23 protein-coding genes are annotated in these 21,739 nt (G+C 44.0%); 6 read left to right on the forward strand and 17 right to left on the reverse strand.

Annotation, left to right across the window (positions count from 1 at the left end):
• Nucleotides 1-3: 3 nt before the first annotated feature.
• The 10 genes from rpmD to ABMY35_RS02240 form a co-directional block, all read right to left on the reverse strand.
• Complete coding sequence (rpmD, locus tag ABMY35_RS02195; RefSeq protein ID WP_058031294.1) at nt 4-183, reverse strand: 50S ribosomal protein L30; 180 nt, start codon at nt 181-183, stop codon at nt 4-6.
• A gap of 6 nt (nt 184-189) precedes the next feature.
• Nucleotides 190-696, reverse strand: coding sequence for a 30S ribosomal protein S5 (gene rpsE, locus ABMY35_RS02200; RefSeq protein ID WP_058031295.1), 507 nt, complete (start codon nt 694-696; stop codon nt 190-192).
• 9 nt (nt 697-705) lie between these two features.
• Nucleotides 706-1,056, reverse strand: coding sequence for a 50S ribosomal protein L18 (gene rplR / locus ABMY35_RS02205; protein WP_058031296.1), 351 nt, complete (start codon nt 1,054-1,056; stop codon nt 706-708).
• A gap of 9 nt (nt 1,057-1,065) precedes the next feature.
• Entirely contained in the window at nt 1,066-1,596 is a 531-nt protein-coding gene (rplF, locus tag ABMY35_RS02210) for a 50S ribosomal protein L6 (protein ID WP_138562773.1), read from the reverse strand.
• Nucleotides 1,597-1,609: 13 nt separating this feature from the next.
• Complete coding sequence (rpsH, locus tag ABMY35_RS02215; protein ID WP_058031298.1) at nt 1,610-2,002, reverse strand: 30S ribosomal protein S8; 393 nt, start codon at nt 2,000-2,002, stop codon at nt 1,610-1,612.
• Between the two features lie 20 nt (nt 2,003-2,022).
• Complete coding sequence (gene rpsN, locus ABMY35_RS02220) at nt 2,023-2,328, reverse strand: 30S ribosomal protein S14 (RefSeq protein WP_058031299.1); 306 nt, start codon at nt 2,326-2,328, stop codon at nt 2,023-2,025.
• Between the two features lie 10 nt (nt 2,329-2,338).
• The gene (gene rplE, locus ABMY35_RS02225; protein ID WP_058031300.1) at nt 2,339-2,878 is read right to left on the reverse strand and encodes a 50S ribosomal protein L5; all 540 of its coding nucleotides are present in this window, start codon (nt 2,876-2,878) and stop codon (nt 2,339-2,341) included.
• Between the two features lie 16 nt (nt 2,879-2,894).
• The gene (gene rplX, locus ABMY35_RS02230) at nt 2,895-3,209 is read right to left on the reverse strand and encodes a 50S ribosomal protein L24 (protein ID WP_058031301.1); all 315 of its coding nucleotides are present in this window, start codon (nt 3,207-3,209) and stop codon (nt 2,895-2,897) included.
• A 10-nt stretch (nt 3,210-3,219) separates the two neighbouring features.
• The gene (rplN, locus tag ABMY35_RS02235; RefSeq protein WP_058031680.1) at nt 3,220-3,588 is read right to left on the reverse strand and encodes a 50S ribosomal protein L14; all 369 of its coding nucleotides are present in this window, start codon (nt 3,586-3,588) and stop codon (nt 3,220-3,222) included.
• Nucleotides 3,589-4,116: 528 nt separating this feature from the next.
• Nucleotides 4,117-6,075 (reverse strand): AsmA family protein, encoded by a 1,959-nt coding sequence (locus ABMY35_RS02240; protein WP_349284826.1) that lies wholly within the window; start codon nt 6,073-6,075, stop codon nt 4,117-4,119.
• A 177-nt stretch (nt 6,076-6,252) separates the two neighbouring features.
• On the opposite strand from ABMY35_RS02240, the gene ABMY35_RS02245 reads away from it, so the two are divergent.
• The 5 genes from ABMY35_RS02245 (at nt 6,253) to ABMY35_RS02265 (ending at nt 9,312) form a co-directional block, all read left to right on the forward strand.
• A complete protein-coding gene (locus ABMY35_RS02245) occupies nt 6,253-6,675 on the forward strand; it encodes a hypothetical protein (protein ID WP_349284827.1) in 423 nt (140 codons plus the stop codon).
• 5 nt (nt 6,676-6,680) lie between these two features.
• The gene (locus ABMY35_RS02250; RefSeq protein ID WP_138477750.1) at nt 6,681-6,881 is read left to right on the forward strand and encodes a helix-turn-helix transcriptional regulator; all 201 of its coding nucleotides are present in this window, start codon (nt 6,681-6,683) and stop codon (nt 6,879-6,881) included.
• Nucleotides 6,882-6,902: 21 nt separating this feature from the next.
• Nucleotides 6,903-7,034 (forward strand): hypothetical protein, encoded by a 132-nt coding sequence (locus tag ABMY35_RS02255; RefSeq protein WP_349284828.1) that lies wholly within the window; start codon nt 6,903-6,905, stop codon nt 7,032-7,034.
• Nucleotides 7,035-7,237: 203 nt separating this feature from the next.
• On the forward strand, nt 7,238-8,404 hold the full coding sequence (locus ABMY35_RS02260; RefSeq protein WP_349284829.1) for a hypothetical protein: 1,167 nt from the start codon (nt 7,238-7,240) through the stop codon (nt 8,402-8,404).
• A 236-nt stretch (nt 8,405-8,640) separates the two neighbouring features.
• Nucleotides 8,641-9,312, forward strand: coding sequence for a TorF family putative porin (locus ABMY35_RS02265; RefSeq protein ID WP_349284830.1), 672 nt, complete (start codon nt 8,641-8,643; stop codon nt 9,310-9,312).
• Between the two features lie 41 nt (nt 9,313-9,353).
• Here ABMY35_RS02265 and ABMY35_RS02270 read toward each other — a convergent pair whose 3' ends face one another.
• The 4 genes from ABMY35_RS02270 to ABMY35_RS02285 all read right to left on the reverse strand — a co-directional run bounded on the left by ABMY35_RS02270 (nt 9,354) and on the right by ABMY35_RS02285 (nt 16,137).
• A complete protein-coding gene (locus ABMY35_RS02270) occupies nt 9,354-10,481 on the reverse strand; it encodes a hypothetical protein (RefSeq protein ID WP_349284831.1) in 1,128 nt (375 codons plus the stop codon).
• A gap of 149 nt (nt 10,482-10,630) precedes the next feature.
• Nucleotides 10,631-11,293, reverse strand: a complete 663-nt coding sequence (locus ABMY35_RS02275) for a fumarylacetoacetate hydrolase family protein (protein ID WP_349284832.1) — start codon at nt 11,291-11,293, stop codon at nt 10,631-10,633.
• 381 nt (nt 11,294-11,674) lie between these two features.
• Nucleotides 11,675-15,244: a M1 family aminopeptidase gene (locus tag ABMY35_RS02280; RefSeq protein ID WP_349284833.1), complete on the reverse strand. Its 3,570-nt coding sequence runs from the start codon at nt 15,242-15,244 to the stop codon at nt 11,675-11,677.
• 11 nt (nt 15,245-15,255) lie between these two features.
• Nucleotides 15,256-16,137 (reverse strand): ABC transporter ATP-binding protein, encoded by an 882-nt coding sequence (locus ABMY35_RS02285; RefSeq protein ID WP_349284834.1) that lies wholly within the window; start codon nt 16,135-16,137, stop codon nt 15,256-15,258.
• Between the two features lie 142 nt (nt 16,138-16,279).
• On the opposite strand from ABMY35_RS02285, the gene ABMY35_RS02290 reads away from it, so the two are divergent.
• Entirely contained in the window at nt 16,280-16,957 is a 678-nt protein-coding gene (locus ABMY35_RS02290) for a nitroreductase family protein (protein ID WP_058031312.1), read from the forward strand.
• A gap of 68 nt (nt 16,958-17,025) precedes the next feature.
• Here the strand turns inward: ABMY35_RS02290 and ABMY35_RS02295 are convergent, their stop codons facing one another.
• From ABMY35_RS02295 to ABMY35_RS02305, 3 genes are read right to left on the reverse strand one after another with little or no spacing between them, the layout of a single operon-like run.
• Nucleotides 17,026-18,084 carry an efflux RND transporter periplasmic adaptor subunit gene (locus ABMY35_RS02295; protein WP_349284835.1) on the reverse strand — a complete coding sequence of 353 codons (1,059 nt, stop codon included), beginning with the start codon at nt 18,082-18,084 and terminating at the stop codon, nt 17,026-17,028.
• Nucleotides 18,068-21,358 (reverse strand): efflux RND transporter permease subunit, encoded by a 3,291-nt coding sequence (locus ABMY35_RS02300; RefSeq protein WP_349284836.1) that lies wholly within the window; start codon nt 21,356-21,358, stop codon nt 18,068-18,070. Before ABMY35_RS02300 ends, ABMY35_RS02295 begins: the two co-directional genes overlap by 17 nt.
• Nucleotides 21,358-21,660 (reverse strand): metalloregulator ArsR/SmtB family transcription factor, encoded by a 303-nt coding sequence (locus ABMY35_RS02305; protein WP_058031315.1) that lies wholly within the window; start codon nt 21,658-21,660, stop codon nt 21,358-21,360. Before ABMY35_RS02305 ends, ABMY35_RS02300 begins: the two co-directional genes overlap by 1 nt.
• Between the last annotated feature and the right edge of the window lie 79 nt (nt 21,661-21,739).

Here is a 21,739-nt window from a genome sequence, read left to right on the forward strand (position 1 = left end):
GAATTAGCCCTCTACCTTAACCATGTAAGAAACTTGGTTGATCATACCACGTACACATGCTGTATCTTCTAATTCAACAGTGTGGTTGATACGACGTAAACCAAGGCCACGTAAAGTTGCTTTATGCTTCGGTAAACGACCGATAGAGCTCTTTACTTGAGTAACTTTTACAGTATTTGCCATGGTTAATTACCCCTGAATTTGGTCAACAGTTAGACCACGCTTAGCAGCGATCTTCTCTGGAGAGTTCATGTTCTCAAGAGCAGCTACTGTAGCGCGAACGATGTTGATTGGGTTAGTTGAACCGTATGCTTTCGAAAGTACGTTCTGTACACCAGTTACTTCTAGTACTGCACGCATCGCACCACCTGCGATGATACCTGTACCTTCAGATGCTGGCTGCATGTATACTTTAGAACCCGCGTGGCGACCCTTGATTGGGTGCTGTAGCGTGTTGCCATTTAGGTCAACAGTGATCATGTTACGACGTGCTTTTTCCATTGCTTTTTGAATCGCAGCTGGAACTTCACGTGCTTTACCGTAACCAAAACCTACTTTACCTGCGCCATCACCAACTACTGTTAGTGCAGTGAAGCTAAAGATACGACCACCTTTAACTACCTTAGACACACGGTTTACCGCGATTAGCTTTTCAGCTAATTCTGGCTGTTGTGCTTTTGCTTCTACGTTAGCCATTGTCTACTCCTAGAATTGCAAGCCAGCTTCACGCGCTGCATCAGCAAGCGCCTTCACACGGCCGTGATATTTAAAGCCACTACGGTCAAAAGCAAGTTTTTCAATGCCTTTGTCTGCAGCGCGCTCAGCAATTGCTTTACCTACAGCTTGTGCTGCAGCGATGTTGCTAGTGCCTGTTAGGGCTTCTGCAATTGCTTTCTCAACAGTAGAAGCAGCAGCCAGCACAGTACCTTCAGCGTTTACTAGCTGAGCGTAAATGTGACGTGGCGTGCGGTGGATAACAAGACGCGTTGTGCCTTGTTCAATAAAATTTCTACGAGTGCGCTTAGCACGACGTAGACGAGCTGTTTTCTTATCCATCGTCTTACCTTACTTCTTCTTAGCTTCTTTACGACGCACGTGCTCATCAGCATAACGTACACCTTTACCTTTATAAGGCTCTGGCTCACGGTATGAACGGATGTTAGCAGCAGTTTGACCAACTAATTGTTTGTCAGCGCCTTTAACTACTAGTTCAGTTTGGCTAGGAGCTTCGATTGTGATGCCCGCAGGGATCTCGAAGTTCACTGGGTGTGAGAAGCCAAGAGTTAAGTCTAATACTTTACCCTTAACTGCAGCACGGTAACCAACACCTACTAATTGAAGCTTTTTCTCGAAACCTTCGTTAACACCTTGGATCATGTTGTTGATCAGTGCACGTGCAGTACCAGCTTGAGCCCAAGCATTTGCTACGTCACGTGGAGCAGTAGTGATAACGTTGTCGTTTAAAGCAACTTCAACAGCATCGTTAACTACACGAGTTAATTCGCCGTTTTTGCCTTTAACTTTGATTTCCTGGCCAGCTAGTGTAACTTCAACACCGGCAGGAACTGCAATAGGAGCCTTCGCTATACGAGACATAGTTCCCCTCCGATTAAGCTACAAAGCCAATGATCTCACCGCCAATACCAGCACTACGTGCAGCACGGTCAGTCATTAAGCCTTTAGAAGTTGATACGATAGCGATACCTAAACCACCCATTACCTTTGGTAAGTCGTCACGTTTCTTATAGATACGTAGACCAGGGCGGCTAACACGCTGGATATTTTCGATTACAGCTTTGCCTTCGAAGTACTTAAGTTCGATAGTCAATTCTGGTTTTGCGTCGCCAGCTACTGCGAAGTCAGTGATATAACCTTCTTCTTTTAGTACTTTAGCAACTGCTACTTTCAGCTTTGAAGTTGGCATTGAAACTGATACCTTCTTCGCAGACTGACCGTTACGGATACGTGTGAATAAATCCGCAATAGGATCTTGCAAGCTCATGTCTTACTCCCGTGATTCTATTACCAAGAAGCCTTTTTAAGGCCAGGAATTTCACCGCGCATAGCAGCTTCGCGAACTTTGATACGGCTCATGCCGAACTTGCGAAGGAAACCATGTGGGCGGCCCGTGATGTTACAACGATTACGTTGACGTGCAGGGCTTGAATCACGCGGTAAAGACTGAAGCTTTAATACCGCGTCCCAACGATCATCTTCAGATGCGTTAACATCGCTGATGATAGCTTTTAGTGCAGCGCGCTTTTCAGCGTACTGTGCAACTAATTTAGTGCGCTTTGCTTCGCGCGCTTTCATTGAATTCTTTGCCATAACCCTACCCTTACTTTTTGAATGGGAAGTTGAACGCTTCTAATAACGCACGGCCTTCATCATCTGTTTTCGCAGAAGTAGTGATCGTGATATCCATACCGCGAACGCGGTCTACTTTATCATAATCAATTTCTGGGAAGATGATTTGCTCACGTACGCCCATAGAGTAGTTACCGCGACCGTCAAAAGACTTTGCGCTAACACCGCGGAAGTCACGAATACGTGGCATCGCGATAGAGACTAAACGCTCTAGGAAATCCCACATACGCTCGCCGCGTAGGGTTACTTTACAGCCGATTGGGTAACCTTCACGGATCTTAAAGCCAGCAACTGATTTACGAGCTTTAGTCACTAGAGGCTTCTGACCAGAGATTGACTCAAGGTCGCGTACAGCGTTCTCAAGGATCTTTTTGTCAGCTAGGGCTTCGCCCACACCCATGTTAAGTGTGATCTTTTCGATCTGAGGGACTTGCATGACAGAGCTGTAACCGAACTTTTCAAAAAGTTCTTTTACTACTTTGTCTTTGTAAACTTCATGCAGTTTCGCCATCGTCTACTCCAACTAATTAAATAGCTTTTCCGTTAGACTTAAAGAAACGAACTTTTTTGCCGTCTTCAAATCTAAAACCTACACGATCAGCCTTGCCAGTTTCGGCATTGAAGATCGCTACGTTAGAAGCGTCGATTGATGCTTCTTTTTCAATGATACCGCCAGCTTGTTGAAGCTGAGGAACTGGTTTTTGGTGCTTCTTGATAAGGTTTACACCTTCAACGAAAACACGACCAGTTTCAGTAACAACTGAAAGCACTTTACCGCGCTTACCTTTGTCTTTACCGGCTAGTACGATTACTTCGTCATCACGACGGATTTTTGCTGCCATGATCGACTCCTTATAGTACTTCTGGTGCTAGTGAAACGATCTTCATGAACTTGTCGTTACGTAGTTCACGAGTCACAGGGCCGAAGATACGAGTACCAATTGGCTGTAGGTTATCATTTAAGATAACAGCCGCATTGCTATCGAAACGGATTAAAGAGCCGTCTGGACGACGAACGCCTTTTTTAGTACGCACAACTACTGCGTTTTTAACATCACCTTTCTTCACTTTACCGCGAGGAATTGCTTCTTTAACAGAAACTTTAATGATGTCACCAACTGCCGCGTAGCGACGGTGCGAACCACCAAGGACTTTAATACACTGCACTTTGCGAGCGCCGCTGTTATCAGCAACGTCCAGCTGAGTTTGCATTTGGATCATTTTTGATGCTCCGGTGTAGTTAAACTTCGCTTCAAATTTGTATAAATATGAAGCAGTTAGATTATTAATCACTCAAAAAACGTGGAGTTCGTCTTTCAAGGGCGGGCAATTGTAGCAATAAACATGAGGGATGGATAGTTCAATTTTTAATTAATTGTGCTATTCCACCAAGTTTTCTAGATTGCATTTCTGATATGGAGACAAGCAGTTAGTTTTTCAAGCGCAAAAACTAAAACAACTTCAACTGATTAAATAACAAACAAGTGAAAATAGCGGTGATAAAATAAAATCGTCGTTTATTTATACTATTTCATTTTTTCCTATTTTAAATAGTTCTAACTCTTGAAGTCGAACCGATACACTAAACCAAGAACTAATAAAATTTATACTAGCTAAAGCTCTAATAGATAAAAGACGCAAATAAAAATCGCTGCTTCCGAAATTAGGGCTATCGCGTAAGTTTATTTACAGCACAAAAAAGCCAGTGCATTGAGGCACTGGCTTTTGCATATCCGAAACACAGAGCTTTTAACCGAAGAAGCCTTTTAACTTGTCTTTCAGCTTATCTTTTACTTTGTCTTTGGCTTCTTCTTTGGCCTTGTCTTTTGCCGCACTGCCAAAGTCGAGTTTGTAATCCACCTTGTGGAATGGGCCTTTGATACGTAGCGGTACTTTAAAGCCTGTGCTGTCATCACTGCTTGCTTGACCTTCAATGGTATCAACTAAGCCTGTGACTAAACGATAATTTACATAGGTCTTAGGTAAATCGACTTCACCGCTGCCCGTAATACGTAACAGTGGGCTGGCAAGGTTTAGGTCGGTATTGGTGCCGACACCATTTTTAAAGGTAAGGGTGCCTGTCAGTGCCGAGAAGTCGGTTTTCTGATTTGGATCGAAGTCGGCGTTTAAGCCTTCTTTTAAAGATGAGAAGTCACCTTTGAGCATTTCGCTGCCTTTACGCATCATCTCTGCAATATTGGCCCCTTTTACGCCACCATCTACAAAGCTAAACGCCAAATTACCTGCTAAAGCCGACACAAACTGCTTCTGACTTTGACCTTGAGTGTTCAGCGCCCAGCTGATGCTGCCTTTACCTAATACCTTGTCAAAGCCGACCGCGTCAGTCAGTAGTGGTTCGGCGTTGATGTCGGTTAAGCTAAAATCGGTATTGATCTGATAAGGGGCACGCTTGGCATTCACCACCACTTTACCCTGCCCTTTACCTTCGTAAGCGTTGAATTTATCTAAGCCTAGGCGCGCTTTGCCGTCTTTTAGATTAACTGAGAATTGGTTTTCACCCAGTTTGATCTCTTTGGCAATGAGGCCCGTTGAGCGCACTTTAATGTCGGCGTCTAAGGCATTAAGACCCGATAAATCAATCGGAGTGTCGTCCCATACAATCGGCTGTGGCTCACCCGGTTCTGCAGGCTGTGCAGGCTCGGCTGGTTTTTCTGGGCTCTCAGGTAGATATGGGTTGAGGTCTAACATACCCAGGTCAATGTCAGCCATGACATTTAAACGCGCGCCTAAATCAATTTGGCTTTGCCCTTTAATGGCCAGCGCATCGAGTTTGGCTTCGAATGCAGTTAGCTTAAAGGTCTCTCCCGCTAGGTGCATATCACCAGCGACACTAAACTGGTTAAAAGCATTGTCTTTGGCTTTTAGGTCAATGCCCTGCCATTGAGTAATGGCTTTTACTGAATCGCCTGCCAGTTTCAAACTACCTTTAATGTCTTTGCCTTGCTGAGCAATGGCACCGTTAAATTCAAGATCTAATAACGCTGAAGCTAAAGTTTGCGTGACATTAAAGGTTTGCCCTTCAATGGCTTTTGCTGGTGTGTCGACTTGGGTATTTAATTCAAAACGCTGTTGTTGGTAGGTTAACCCCCCTTTCACATCTAGCGGCTTGAATAAAGAAGGCAGCGCTACAATTAATTCAAAGTCACTCACCTGCTGTTTTGCGCCAGTCACGCCATCAAGATAAGTCAGTTGACCCCCGTAAATCGCCACTTCACCTAAGCTGACATCAAACCCTTGAGGTAATTTTACTGGGCCAGCGGCTGCCTCATTAGCTTGAGCTGTTGGCGCAGCGGAGGTTGTTGGCATGATCTGCCAGTTCGCTTTGCCTTGTTTGTCTGTTTCTAGCAAGATGTTTGGATTACGGATCACAAAACGCTCTAACTTGGCTTCACCACTTAATAATGACAACCAAGGAATATGTACGGCAAGCTGTTCCATACTTACCATATTTTCAGTACTACCCGAGGCCATATTGGCAAAAGCAACGTCGTTCAGTTCTATACTCAGGCTTGGAAACACCGTTAGCTGGCTTTCGCCGACAATGCTGAGTTTACGACCTGTGGTATTTTCGACTTGTTCTGAAACCTGCTGAATAATGGTGTCGGTTGGGATCAAAAATGGCGCCGCAACCACAGCACCAACGGCCACAACAACCACACCACCAATGACTTTTACAAAGCGATTCATTGCTTTTCCTTACATTTGCAATTGATGTTACTAATCATAACGGCTGAGACGAAAAAAATCTGCACACAAAGCCAATGAAATTAACATGATACCGAGAGGTTACAAAAAACCGTTGACCTTATGATACCTACAGGTTACATTGATACCCGTAGGTTACATTACGAAGGAAACCATGGCATGACAAACCTAGAAGTTAAAAATGAAGAGCTGCACATTACATTAAGTGGTTGGTTTTGGCTGGCACTGGGCACAGTGTTACTGTTCATGGTGCTCACTGACGTATTCAGCGACAGTGAAAATCAACAATTCTTCAATACAGGTTTTGTAGTGCTATTTGTTGGCATAGCTGTTTTTTACAAAATTAAAGCGTTCTTCAATTCAAAAAAATACACTGACGGCTATCAGGACGAGTTTATAAAGCAAATGAACCATAACGCTTGCCGCCATGCTTTTTATTGTACTGTCGGTGTCATTGTTGCGGTTTGGGTAATTGGAGATGCCATTGCCATTCCATTTACTCATGAAACAATGTCACTTGTGTACTTGGCCACTGCCAGCTTAAGTTATGGTGCATCGATAATTTGGCAAAATAGAGACTAACAACTATGCAAGTTAAGGTTGCTGAATTAAGAAAGCTCAACAATTTATCTCAACAAGAGTTAGCCGATTTAATTGGTGTTTCTCGCAAGACCATTAGCACCATAGAAACTGGCCGCTTTACCCCCTCGGTGGTGATTGCATTAAAGATTGCGCGCCACTTTGAGCAACCGGTTGAGTCACTCTTTGAGTTAGAGACAAGTGATTAACGCAAAAAAAGGACACTTACTATGAAAAAACGAATAACCGAGTACTGGGCAACCTTACCCAAACACACACAGTATGAAATAGAAACACACCTTGCCATTGTGTTACCAGCGATAGGGTCAATTCTTGGCGCAGCATTGGTGTTGGCCTTTTAATTCCGCCTCTAGAAACTCAGCTTGTAAGCTCCTGCAGATGCTGAGTTTTCTTACCTCTTGTAATAAATAAGCGTTTCTTCGATTGCATCCACGTCTCACTTAGGTATGATCCACGCCCTCATTTGTGTAGCACAAGTTCTGCTACACTTATTTGGTTAGCTAATTAACCCGTAATAACTTAACCCGTGGAGACACCAACCCCTATGAAAAAGCTGCTCATTTCCCCGTCAAAAATGGCATTGGGTGAACAAGAAAGTCAGATTTACCAAAACATTCTTAAGCAATCTACCGATATAAGTTTGAATCTGATGGCAGTCAAAGTAGAAAACCACCCAGAAGACTTCTTGGGTTGGTGCTATGAGTTATTAGATGTAGCAAAAAACCGCATCAACTTCGACTTACTCGACGACCACCAGCTTCCAACGGTTAAGAAACTACAAGATTTGTTAATTTCTGCTATCAGCTTTTTACAGCTTAAAACGCTACGTATTGCCCCTTGGCCTGTGATCTGTGGCTTTATCGAGCAACATAAAGACGTATTGGCCCTTGAAGAACAGTTAAAGCTAACCAGCTACCTAGCACCGATGCGCAGCACGCCATTAAAAGAGATGATCACCGAAGACCGCCTAGCGTTTACTGGTAAACATGCTGCAAGCTTGGATACCAGCGTGTACAACTTCGATGTTGAATGGTTTGCTTCAACTAAGAGTGCGAAAGGGTTCCACCAGCTATTAGCAGATTTACCCGGTGCGTTTGATGACGCCCTTGCGAACATTCCTGCAGAAGGTGACGTAAGCGAGCAAGACTATCAAGCATTTATGATTGGTTACTTAAGTGCCTTTGCGGGCACAGATGAAAAACCAACCCTTGCGCCTGCTACGCGCCTATTAGCGATGCGTCGTCCAGATGTGTTCACACCTATTAGCAACAATCGATTAGATGCACTTTGCCAAGCATTGGGTATTAGCCGTTTAAATAACCGTGACTTCGAACGCTATTGGTCAGATGTTGTGATGAGCATCCGCACTATGCCTTGGTTTGCAATGACGACTGAAAACGGCGAATTAGAAGAGCAACTCGCTAGCATCAAAGCACTGTTACCTTGCTTCTTCTATTATGCTGACAAAGACACGGCTGATAACTCTAACTATATTAAGTTATTAAATAAGCCTGTACGTAGTAGCCGCAGCGGTGGCACTAAAACCGTTCGTCGCGGTAAAGAGTCTGCTGAAGTATTGGTTGATCGCGCACTTGCTGATGAGAGCATTCCTGATCATATTCGCGATAAGCGTGACTCAATCATCGCAGAGGTTGAAAAAGGCCGCAGCGTAGACGAGACCATTGGCTTAATGCGCGCGATCTTTGGTTAACCTGTAAATATATAAGGTTAAGCACAAAGAAATAAATATTCCCCATTGCACGATATGCGCAAATATCGTGCAAAACATTATTCCTTTCGCACTAAAACTGTGCATAAATTTTCTAACCAAAAACTATCATTCATAAAAAAACATTAATAATCAGAAAGTAAACTATATTAATATAGACACATAAAAAGTGGTGCACGCATTGCTTTTAAGATTAGGAAAATTTAGCGCACATAGGAATGAAGATGAAAAAGACAACCTCTCTCTTACTTGGCTCACTATTACTCGCAACTTCTACTGCAAGTTATGCTGAAGTCACCGCAAACATTGCCGCAAGCTCAAACTACTTCTGGCGTGGTATTACACAATCTGCTGATGGTGCAGCCGTATCGGGTGGCATTGATTACGGCAATGATTCTGGTTTTTACGCTGGTACTTGGGTATCAAATATCGACTTTGGTGGCAAAGAAAGCTATGAGATGGATTTTTATGCGGGCTTCAGTGGCTCTGCAGGCGATATTGGCTACGATGTGGGCTATGTCTATTACGCTTACCCAGATGCCGAAGGCAGTATCGACTTTGGCGAGCTTTATGGCGAAGTCAGCTATGACGTATTAAGTGCGAAGATCAGCTATTTAAGTAATGCGCAAAGCGGCTCAACTGCAGAAGAAGACATGCTGTATCTTGAGCTGAACGCTGCATTTAGTGTATTCAATGACACTGAACTTGGCTTACATTTAGGCCGCTCTAGCGGTGACACAGTGACTGAGTGGTACTCAGAAGATAATTATATGGATTATGGTTTTAGCCTAAGCAAAGATGGCTTTACTTTTGGCGTGATCAAAACTGATTTAGACGCCGATGACGATATGAAAGCATACGTCAGCTATGCGATGGATTTTTCTTTGTAATTTAAAGATTAAGGGAGCTAGTAGCTCCCTTAATTATTTGATTAGCAAGATACAAGAATCGTAAAGGCCAATGTGCCATCTTTCCAGTAGTAATGCTTTTCACATTGTTGGTTATCCCAACCATCACCACCTCCGCCACCTGGCCAAGGATTCCCTCCGCCAGCGCCAGGGCCTCCACCAGGCGCAATACCACCACCTGGTGAAGTGTTATTAGAGTTTGTTACTTCATTTCTTAAGTACTTATCAAACTCTTTTTCTACACATGGATCTAAGTTTTGAATTTTGCCTGCTTTACCGTAATTACTTAATGACACTCCACCAAGAACAGTTAAAATCGGATTAATGTCAACCTCGATTGCCCCCCATTTATCATTCCAAGTTAAGCCATATACCACTTTAAAACCAGGTATGTCTGAGGCAGGAACATCTGAGTTTCTTCGCTCCCAATCAATTTCAGTATTAAAAACACGGACAACATCTTTCCAAGAGCCGGAGTAACTAACCCCAGTTACCTCAACTGAAAAGCCTTCACCATTCATCCTCTTTACCATGAATGCTTTACCTGGATCTTTACTCTCTCGATTGATTTTTTTATTAACCGCTTCAGATAAACGAGTCGCTGTTTTACCATCATAAACAGCATCGAATGCATCAGAAATATATGCAGGGCAGCTACCTGCATTTTGACTATAAGATCTAAAGTATTCAGGCTGAGAAGAGAAAATAACGAAGTCTCTGCCGGTTAAGGGCACTCCTTTTAATTCATTCTCAAGTTCAGACGCCAGCTTTTCTAAATTGTCTGCGGTTATGTTGACTCGACGAATTGCCTCATAATCTGTTGTGTTGAGTCGAGCACTTTCAATGGCTAATTCAAGCCATGCTGTGCCCTGATTATAGTGACGAACTGTAAAGGCATAATGATTATTGCCGTTCGCGTCAGCAATAATCACCTTCCGAGGCGATGAGTAACATGCCTGAGTGTCAGGAGTCATTGGACCATTTGGATTATTGTTATAACACTGAAATGAAGGCGCGTATTTTTTAGCTAATTTCTTAGATTCTGAATATGAACAGTCTTTACACATTATTAATTTTGTATCGTTATCTTGGCCTATCGCCATGAAACTAGAAACTAACAATGACAAACCTGCAAAGATTTGAAGTTTCATATATATTCCTTATATATTTTTAATTCTTAGATTGTTAATGTTTTTATTAAAAAAACATATTAATGTTACTAAACTGAAAACAAAAAAGCTAGTGCGACCTAAACACTTTAAAGATACTCTATGTCTCTGAAATCAGTCTTTGCATATGCTCAAGGTTTAAGAACAACCCTAGCATTTAAAGGCGCCTGCTTCTGATACTGCAATTGCAGCTCATCACCATGATTCAACACCCCGACTCCTTCTGGTGTCCCTGTTATCACAATATCACCGGGGATCAGGGTAAAGCTTTCACTGATTTCTGTGAGTAAGCGCTCGATGTTAAATAGCATGAGTTCAGTTTTACCATGCTGTTTTAATGCCCCATTCTGCCAATACTTATATTCAGCGCTAGCGAGTTCAGTTGGTGATTTTAGTGGGTAAAATGGTGTAACAGGGCAACTGCCATCATAAGCTTTGGCGCGCTCCCAAGGATGACCTTTACTTTTAAGCTCACTCTGCACATCACGTAAGGTTAAGTCGAGAGCAAGCCCAACTCCGGCAATTTTTGTTAGCACATCTTGATCGCCGTATGAAATCGTATCGCCAATTAACAAGGCCAATTCGGCTTCGTAATGGTGCTCACCTAAGCGTTTAGCAAGCGTAATCTCTTTGAAAGGTTGCAAACAGGTGCTGGGTTTAATAAATAGAATAGGTTGACTCGGAATCGGATTATTCAACTCTTGTGCATGTGCCGCATAGTTGCGTCCTATACATACTATCTTGCCCGTCGGTAGGTTAATTGCTTCGCCTGTGTGCCATTGATGTTGATACATACATGCTCCTTATTTGATACCTGTTATTTTCGCGCAAAGATTAACATAACAGAGCTATTTATAAGCTTTATTTATTGAACCTTAAGCATTCACCTAATTTATGTTTTGAAAAACAAAAGGCATCTACGAGAGAGGCCTTTAGTGATTTAATTGAGCTGTAAATAACCTGAGCTCTGGATAATAAATCTATCTCCAGCGGCTACTTTCAACGTTAACAGCGTTGAATTTACTTGCAATAGGCCAGCTATTGACGCGTAAATTCGCCTTGTTATCACTAAAAGTCCCCCGCTGCAGACTTGAAAAATCACTTATTAATTTAATATCAATATGTTAGTAAATCTCTTAACCAAAGCTCAGGTTAAAAAAGTTAGCTCATACAAATTACAGCGACTTAATATTATCGCCGGTCTCTTTATCGATGAGTTTTACAAATGGGTCGATACCAGCAAACTTAGGTAAATCCTTAACTTTAAGTTTGATTACATTATCACCCGTTGTAATGCTGTGCTTTTGAAGATACATCACATTCTCACCTTCATTAATGTCATCAGGATCGGCTTTGAACAGAGCAATATCTATCATTTGCTCTAGCGGTACATCTTCTTCGTTACCTTCTCCATCCGCATGCTTTTTCGCCGCTTTTACGGTAAGCGTAACTGTATGAAGCTCCCCATCTGAAGTGGCTTCTTCAATTTCAACGTCAGCCAGTTTTAACTCATATAAGGTAATTGAGTTAAATTGGTCTTCGATGAAAGCTTGCTCTTGTGATGTTGCATCTGACTTTAGATAAGCAATGAAATCGAGTGTTGTTGGGAAAACATCACTTCTGAAGCGATAGTCATCAATGAAGTTACGCAATGCTTTATTCAGACGCGCTTCGCCCAGTAGATCATGTAAAGCGAGCATCACAACAGATCCTTTATTGTATTCAATATGCTGCTGCCCCACTGTTCTAGAAAGCGTTCGCTCTTCATGGGCTTCTGTTGTACGACCACGCAGATATCTGTCTAACTCGTATTTCAAGAACTTACGCAGGTTATGCTCACCGTACTTTTCTTTCATCACCATAATGGCCGCATACTGAGACAGCATTTCAGACAGAATATTCGAGCCCTCTACGTTTGCACCAATCACCTGATGCGCCCACCATTGGTGTGCAAGTTCATGAGCTGTGACGTAGTAAGGGACATTAATATTCTCAGGGTTACGGGTATCGATTAAGAAGCCAATCTCTTCTGAGTAAGGAACAGTATTGGCGAAGCTCTGAGCAAACGAGCGGTAGCGAGGGAACTCGATAATGCGCATTTGTTTATGCTGATATGGCCCAAACTCTCTTGAGAAGTAGTCGATTGAGTCCTTGGTCGACTCAAGCATAGTATCTACGTTCCAAGCATGATCTTTATGGTAGTAAACCTCAAGTGCTATGCCTTTATACTCTTCACGCTTTACTTCAAGTTCCATCGACAGCATGGTGTAGAAATGCAGCATAGGTGCATCCATCTCATACACATAAGTTGTACGACCATTTTTGGTTTCTTTCGACTGTAAGTAACCCGGTACCATGGCCACTTGCGACTCATCGGTTGTGACTCGAGCCGCAAAGGTGACAAAGTTTTCAGCAAATAGAGGTTGGGTGTGGTACTGCGTTTCTTCGATTTTATTACCTCGTTTTAACGGTTCAAGACCGCGTTTTCGGCGCTCATTTTTATCAAAGATCTGCTTACTTTGAACATAACCAAAGGTTGGGAATAGCTCACCATTGTTAATGAAGGTGCCATTGTGTACCAAAGTGGTATCACTGCCTCTATCAACAAAACCTAGTGTTTGACGCGCCACCGACATAGTTAAAGTACGACGTTCACCCGGCAGCATAGGTTCAGATAAGTTCATCCAAGCATGCGAATAATCTGTGTTTAATTCGCCGAGTTTTGCACCCGACATTTCAACCGACCACTCAAGCGTATGTGCAGGCTTGTTCACCAAGAAGCGCTCTATGACTTCTTTACTCTTGTTTTCAACTTCTAAAACAACCTTTGCTTCAATACGGCGTGTTTTAGGGAAAATCTCTGCATCGAGCTTTACATCAAGTGTCGTTGGTACAGGCGCATCTTTGAATTGCACAAACTCGCGCTCATACTGCTCAGAAAAGTCTTCGCGTGCATCTTGCGTGATAAATGAATTAAGCACTTGCGTGTTGTAGTAAATATAACTACCACTGCCCACAAATACTAAAGCCCCCGCAGCGATTGCCAGCTTGCCAACATTGCCTAACTGATAGTTTAATTGTGCAAAACGCGCCTTTAATGTTTGCCCTGCACCACGCGGCCAAAGCGCAAAACTCAATGCTGCGAAGATCACACTTAAACCTAACCAATATAAATTGTACCAATGGATTGCAGTTAAGAAATGGCCATAGCCATTGATATCTGAATAAGGAGCACTTGGTGTCTCACCAAATCGCCACATATTGTGCTCAAAGCCAAAGTTTGCCATCACAAGTGAGCCTATGTAGTAGAGTAAAAACAATCCCATACCGACATATTTACTCGGGCTGACAACTTGTAATAAGAAAGCCAAAGTGCCTTGCAGAGCAAAGCCTAGTACAAATAAATAACCTAGACGAATAACATATTGCGACAACTCAATGGTGGCCATGCCTGATATCAGTTGGTATAGAATTGTCAGTACAGAGCCAAATACACATAGCAACACTAGCACTGAGACAAGTGCAATATATTTAGAGCCCCAAAACACCCAGTTTGCCACAGGATAAGAGTCAACAATTTCACTCACTTTTGCATCGCGGTCATGCCATACAAGTTCAGCACAGTAGTAAACCAAGACAATGATCATCAATAGGCTAAAGCTGCCTTGGATTTGTTCAACCATTCTGAATGTCACGGGCCAAGTGTCTGTACCATACATACCAAATGAACCAACCAAGCTCGGCACTAACATAGACACGGATAAAATAAGTAAAACGAGGAATGAGTAACTGCGTACTACTTGCTTCACTTCAAAAACGGTACGCATTAAGAAATGAGACCAAGCGCTGCCTGCACCAGATTTATAGTCAATGCGATGACCCAGTGCCTCAACTTGTTGGCCTTCACCTTTGGCTTTGCTTTTCACTTTTTGTTTTTGCAGTAAGAAGTGCGAATTGTTAAGTGCCAGCGTCGCTAAACCTAGTATAGCTACACCTAACCAGATCAAACGGTTGTATAGTAGTTCATCATATAACCCTATGGTCATGGTGTTTCTATCGGCAATGGTCCAATATTCTGCTTGAACTGAAATAGCAGATAAACCAAACATATCTAAATAAGCTGCTATAGCACGGTATTCAATATCAGAGAAAATACTGTTAGCAACAATATAACCAACCACGAGTGCGACAGCGACTAAGTACATAGCCACCATACTTCTGAACTTTTGTGCGACTAATGCAAACAAGCTAGATACAAAGAAAAGAGAAGGCACTGCAATATAAAACAGCGGTGATAAATAGTACTCGAGCTTATTCGGACCCAGCATTTCTGCATCTAACCAGCCCATTAAACTACCTAAGCCTGAGCCAATCCAAATTCCTAATAAGCATGTTGAGAACACCAACATGGTGACAAGATAAGCACCTAGAAAGCGGCCTAGGCGATATTGCAACAAACTAAGCGGCTTGCTCAGTACAAGCTCATTTAGCTTACTTTGGTCATCTCTAATGGCGGCACTGCCGACAAAATTCACTACCAAAAAGATAGAAAAAATAGCCATGTTGGCAACAATTTGCAAAATCGCAAATGGCGAGTTCACGTTGACATTACTACTTCCGCCAATTTGCACTGAATCTGATACCGAGGCAAAAAAGGTCAGCAAAAATATAATCAAAGACGTGACATAAAAAGAGGGCTGGCGCATAAAATAGCGCAGCTCAAATTGCATCATTTTAAATAGCATTTGCCTACTCCTTATGCAGCTTGGCTAGTGCGGTGTTGATGCAATGTCGAGAAATACACATCTTCTAGATCTGCAGGTACTGCATTGAAGCCTTCTGGAGCTTCATCAGCAAATACATTCAGCAAAGTATTGCCCGCAAATAAGCGTTTAGAAATAACCGGTAATACTTCTTCTAACTCTTTTGCTTCAGCTAGGCTCACAGACTTACGCCAGATCTTACCTTGTAGCTGCTCAGTTAAATCAATCGGGTTGCCTTCAAGTAAGATTTGACCACTTGCCAATACCGCCATATTTGGGCACAGCTCAGACACATCTTCTACTATGTGCGTCGATAAGATAATGACCTTACTTTCACCTAAACCCACTAATAGATTGTGGAATCGGTTACGCTCTTCTGGGTCAAGACCCGCTGTTGGTTCGTCGACAATTAGTAAGTCAGGGTCGCCAAGTAGTGCTTGCGCAATACCAAAACGCTGACGCATACCACCAGAGAAGCCACTTACAGCATTTTTACGGTGGTCATATAAATTGGTTTGGGCCAGTAAGCCTTCAACCGCTTCTTTACGTTCTGCTTTATTATTTAAGCCTTTTAGCACTGCCATATGATCAAGTAAATCATAGGCACTGACGCGTGGATAAACACCGAAGTCTTGTGGTAAATAGCCTAAACGCTCACGCAACGCCTTTGGCTGTTCGAGTACGTTAATCCCATCAAACTCAATACTCCCCGAATCAGCGGATTGTAATGTCGCAATTGTACGCATAAGTGAAGATTTACCTGCGCCATTTGGCCCCAGTAATCCATACATACCTTTTGGAATATCTAAATTCACCCCGCGTAACGCGTGAACGCCATTGTCATATGTTTTTGAAAGCCCAGTTATTTTAAGCATTTACATTCCCTTTTATTGAACAAATAAGCAACGCTGTTATAGCAGCTTTACATTACAGGTACAATTAATACCCTGCTAACAATTGCAATAGTTTGTAAACACTGAAACACTAGCGACAATTAAGAATATCAAGGGGATGAACATGCAAGACCATGCAAACCGACCGCTAAGTGACTTTATTGAATACCCACAAGACGAGATGCTGAGCCGCGCTGAAAGCTTTTTAGACAACTGTAAGCGTCGCCACTCAATTCGCAGTTTTAGTGACCGTCCTGTACCAAAAGAAATCATCGAAGCCTGCATTAAAACCGCAGGCACAGCACCAAGTGGTGCCAATCACCAGCCTTGGCATTTTGTTGCGATCCACTCAGCCGATGTCAAAAAGCAAATTCGCCAAGCAGCGGAAGATCTAGAGCGCTCTTTTTATGAAGGTCGTGCAGGTGAAGAATGGCTAGATGCTCTAAAACCATTAGGCACAGATGCACAAAAACCGTATCTTGAGCACGCACCTTGGTTAATTGCCGTGTTCAGTCAGAAGAAAGGCGGTATTCACACTGAAGATAAGAACACCAACTACTACGTGCATGAGTCTGTGGGTTTAGCGACTGGGTTCTTAATTCAAGCATTACATAATGCGGGCTTAGCAACACTGACTCACACGCCAAAACCGATGAGCTTCTTAACCGATATTTGTGGCCGTGACCGCGATAATGAACGCCCTTATATGTTGCTGATTGCAGGTTACCCAAGTGAAGATGCGACTGTGCCAGAGCACGCTTTAGTGAAGAAACCAATCGAAGAGATTGCGACGTTTTTATAAAGAACGCGCTCTAAGAAAAAGGCCACATAAAAATATGTGGCCTTTTTCTTATGTAACCGTTCCGTCAATTATATCGCAGGCTTCAATGCGATTTTCTCGCCTGCTTCTAACCCAGCCAGCACTTGCACGTCACTGTTATTGACGGCTTCACCTAACCGAACATAGCGCTTTTGCAATTGTCCTTGCTCAACCACTTCAACCATAGTCAATTGCCCATAGCGTTTCACCAGTTTACGCGGGATCACAATGGTGACTTGCTCTTCACCCGGCAAAAAGACTTGCGCATACATGCCCGGTTTGACTTCTTTGGCAAAACCGATATCAAGTTTGATGGCAAAACGGCGCGCTTGTTTATCAGCAACCGGTACAATTTCGCTAATTTGCGCATACTCGGTTAAGCCAACGGCAGGCACAAACACTTTTAATTTATCGCCGACTCGTAGAAAAGCAGCTTGTTGTTCACGCACCGGCGCATGAACTTGTAACTTAGTCGGGTTATATAAAGACACAATCGCCATACCAGGGCTCAGCATAGTGCCAGGCTCTTGTAAGCGCTCTACCACTTTGCCATCAATTGGCGCATGAATTTTGGTGTATCCCAAGGCAACTTGTGTGCCTTCAAGTTGCTGAACCAAAGCCGCCGACTGCGCTTCTAGCTCGTTCACTTTGGTTTGCCATTCATCGACCTGATTTTGTGCCACAAGCCCTTGGGCTTTTAGCGCAACCACGCGCTCTAATTGCTTCTTAGCTTGTGCAAGCTGAGCGTCATTGGCGCTTTGCTGAGCTTTAACTTGCTGTACTTGTGCTTTTAAGTCAGCATCTTCAAGGGTTGCGATTAACTGCCCCGCTGATACAGTATCGCCCGCACGTACATGTAAGGTTTTTAACTGCGCCAGCACACGACTAGACACGCGCGTATTAAACTTGGCATCGACACTACCGCTGACAACTTCAGCGCTTTTTACCGCTTGCAAACTCACGGTATGAGTTTGACCATTATATTCTTCAGCAAGGGCTTTTGTGCCCACGGGCATTTTTTCGTTAAACACCCCAGCCATGGCCGCAATGGCAATCGCTAACACGCCCATCGCCGCACTGATCCCTGCAATTTTAGTTACTTGTTGCATCTTGCTGCCCCTGTTGCTCGGTTGATTTGAAAACTAAGAAATACACCACTGGCACCACCAACAACGAGAAGATAGTTGAAGCAATAATGCCAAACATAATGGCCAAAGCCAGCCCGCTAAATACGGGGTCGAGGATGATCACCGCATTCCCCAATAGAGTTGTGCCTGCGGTGAGTAGCACTGGGCGCATACGTGCTTCACCTGCACGTACCAAGGCTGCTTTCAATGCCATGCCTTCTGCTCGAGCCTGATTGATAAACTCAACTAAAATAAGTGAATTACGAATGACGATGCCTGCCAGCGCTATCATGCCGATCATGGCCGTGGCGGTAAATAAAATAGGCTCAGGTGCGCCCGCAATCACGCGTTCGCCAAACTGATTCAATGCCCAAAAGCCCGGCATAATGCCAATCATGGTTAACGGAATGGCCGACATAATTATCAGCGCTAAGCGGTTCGAGCCCGTTTGCATACGCAATATGATAAATATCGCCGTGAGGGCAAAAGCAAAGGCAATACCCATATCTCTAAACACATCAACGGTAATGCGCCACTCACCTTCGCCACCAAAGCTATAGCTGGTGCCTGTAGGCATTTGCCACCCTTGTGTGCCGCCTGAGTTTAAGAAAGTGCGTGTTTGCCAAGGTTGGTAGTTTTCCTCAGTGCGATTTTCATCTGCAACCACATCGGCGATGACTTCTGCAGGGGTTCGACCATTTAACTCCGCCATAACATACACCACGGTTTGCAGGTCTTTGCGCATAATCGGCTGTTCAACATGATGTTGTTGCCACTGACCAAGTTCAGACAGTGCAACCAAAGGTCGTGCAGCACTATCTAGACCATAATCATTGGCGATTTTACTCAATGCCTGTTGACCCGTTAACTGCACGGCCGCCAAAGACTGCCATTGATTGCGCACTTCATACGGTACTTGCAGTTGCACCGGCACTGGCATGGCTTCATGCGGGGTATATAGTACGCCCGCAGGCATACCTTGGCTGGCTATCTGTAGGGTTTGACTAATATCTTGGGTGCTAATGCCTGATAACGCGGCTTTTTCTTTGTTTGTCACAAAACGCGCAAGAGGGGCGAGCTCAGCAATAGAGGTGTCGACTTCAACCACATGGGGCTCTTTTGCTAAACGTTTCGCCAGTTTGTTTGACGCATCATGATGCACTTGCGTATCTACAAATGGGTCGGCAGTGACTTCGGCCACTAAAGTATTTAACACTGGCGGACCCGGTGGCACTTCAACCACTTTGACCTTGATGCCATTTTGATTGAACCCGGCCAGCGCCTGACGTAAACGCAATACCACCCCATGAGATTGGTGGTCGCGCTCGGTTTTATCGTTCAGTAATACGCGCAAGTCAGCAAGATGAGGAGCATGACGGCGGTAATAACCGCGCACCATACCATTAAAGTCCATACTCGAAGGTTGACCGACATAAGCGGCAACCGCAGTGATTTCGTTAAGCTGCCACGCAGCTTGTTGTACTTGTCGTGCCACTGAGCTGGTTTGCTCCAGCGAACTACCCTCTGGTAACTCAACCAAGATTTGCACTTCATTCTTGTTATCAAACGGTAGCAACTTAAGCGGCACGGCTCTAAATACCGGTAAACTGGCGCTCAGCATAAACAACACCAGTACCGACCACAGCAACCACTTTGCTTTCTTGTTCGAGTCTAATAGCGGCATCACTAACTTGCTGTAAAAGCTCTTACCTTCACCGATTTCTGGCTCGTCGATTTCATGGCCTTTCAGCAGCTTTTTGGCAAGCCAAGGCGTGACAAAGAAGGCCACAACTGTCGAAACCACCACACTCACTGGCACATTAAACGCCATCGGTGCCATGTAAGGCCCCATCATGCCAGTGATAAATGCCATCGGCACAAATGCCACCGAAATGGTTAACGTCGACATCAACAACGCCACTTTAATCTCACTCATCGCGCCAAGAATGCGCTTACTTGACGAGTCTGATTTCTTGCCATGCTTTAAGAAACGGCTGATGTTATCGACGCCCGTGATTGGATCATCAACTAATAAACCTAAAGACAAGATAAGCGCGAATAAGGTGACGCGGTTAATGGTATAACCAAAGGCAAAATCTAACGCCAGTGTAATGCCATAACAAATAGGCACAGCGAGGCCAACCACGATGGCTGGGCGCCAGCCTAGAAAGATCCCAACAAAGACCACCACTGTAAAGACCGCGAAGGCCAAGCTCGCAGTGAGGTTATTTACTTTTTCATTGGCCGTTTCGCCGTAATTGCGCAGTACTTTGAAATCCACTTCATCGGGCAGTAACTCAGCTTTAAGTTGCGCCATTTTGGCCAGCGTTTGCTCGGCTACTGCGACAGCATTACTGCCTTTTTGCTTGGCAACGCTGATGGTGACAAGGGGTAAATCTTGCTGAGTTTCATCAATGACCAACCACTGATATTGATTTGGCTCGCTTGGGCCATCGGTGACCGTTGCGACATCTTTTAATAATACTTGCTGACCGTTCACGACATTCACCGGCAGGCTCGCCACTTGTATTACATCGCGAAGCACATCGCCCGCTTGAAGTTGGATCTGTTGCTTGCCCTTCACCAGATGACCGACTTGCTGCAATTGATTCGACACTTTCAGCGCGCGTAATACATCTAAAGGCGTGGTTTGGTGTGCAGATAGCGCACTGATGTCTAAATCGACTTGCACTTGGCGGGTGCGACCTGCGAGCACCTCAATGGCACTGGTATTAGGAATTTTTTGCAGGTGATTTGATAGCTCTTGAGCAAAACGCGTAAGTTCATAGTCGCCATATAAACGGGGGTCTTGTGAGTACAAGCCCAACATTAAAATTGGCACATCATCGACTTCTATGGGTTTGATCTGCCAATTGCTGATCACCGGCGCCATTTGCTCTTGATGCGCATAAAGCTTGCTGTAGGTATTGAGAATGGCGTTTTCTCTGTCTTCACCAACATGAAAGCGCAGCGTCACAACCGCTTGCCCTGTTTGTGTCGTAGAGTAAACGTGCTCAACACCAGGAATTTGTCGCAATAACTTTTCGAGTGGCTCAGTAACCAAACGCACCACTTCAGGCGCCCCTATGTTTGGCGCCTGCACATGAATGTCGAGCATTGGCACGACAATTTGTGGCTCTTCTTCACGCGGCGTAAACTGTAAGGCCATAACCCCCATTACCAGCGATAAGAACAAGATCACAATGGGGATACGACCTTGTAAGCTTACCGAAATGGCTTTGTCTAAACCCATCATTATTCACCCGGTTGGCAAAAGAGTTGATAAAGCTGCTGCAAAATCGCCTCAACCTTAGGATCGGTAAGGCGGTAGTAAATTGTTTGCGCATCTCGACGGGTGGCAACACATTCGGCCTTTCTTAAAGCTGCGAGATGCTGAGAAAGTGCCGATTGTGCTAACGGTATCGACTCATTTAACTGCGTCACACTCATTTCACCTTGCAACAAGCTGCATAAGATCATCAGGCGGTTTTTATTCGCCATCATTTTTAATAACTGCTCTGCTTGTTCTGCGTTATGCGCCATATCTTCAATTTGCATACATATCCCCACGGTCGATTTCAACAAGTATAAATCATACATTAGAAAAGTCTAATATTAGATCTTGCTAATTTAGAAC

The organism is Pseudoalteromonas sp. BZB3 (genome assembly GCF_040104455.1).
In the GTDB taxonomy this organism is placed as follows: Bacteria; Pseudomonadota; Gammaproteobacteria; order Enterobacterales; family Alteromonadaceae; genus Pseudoalteromonas.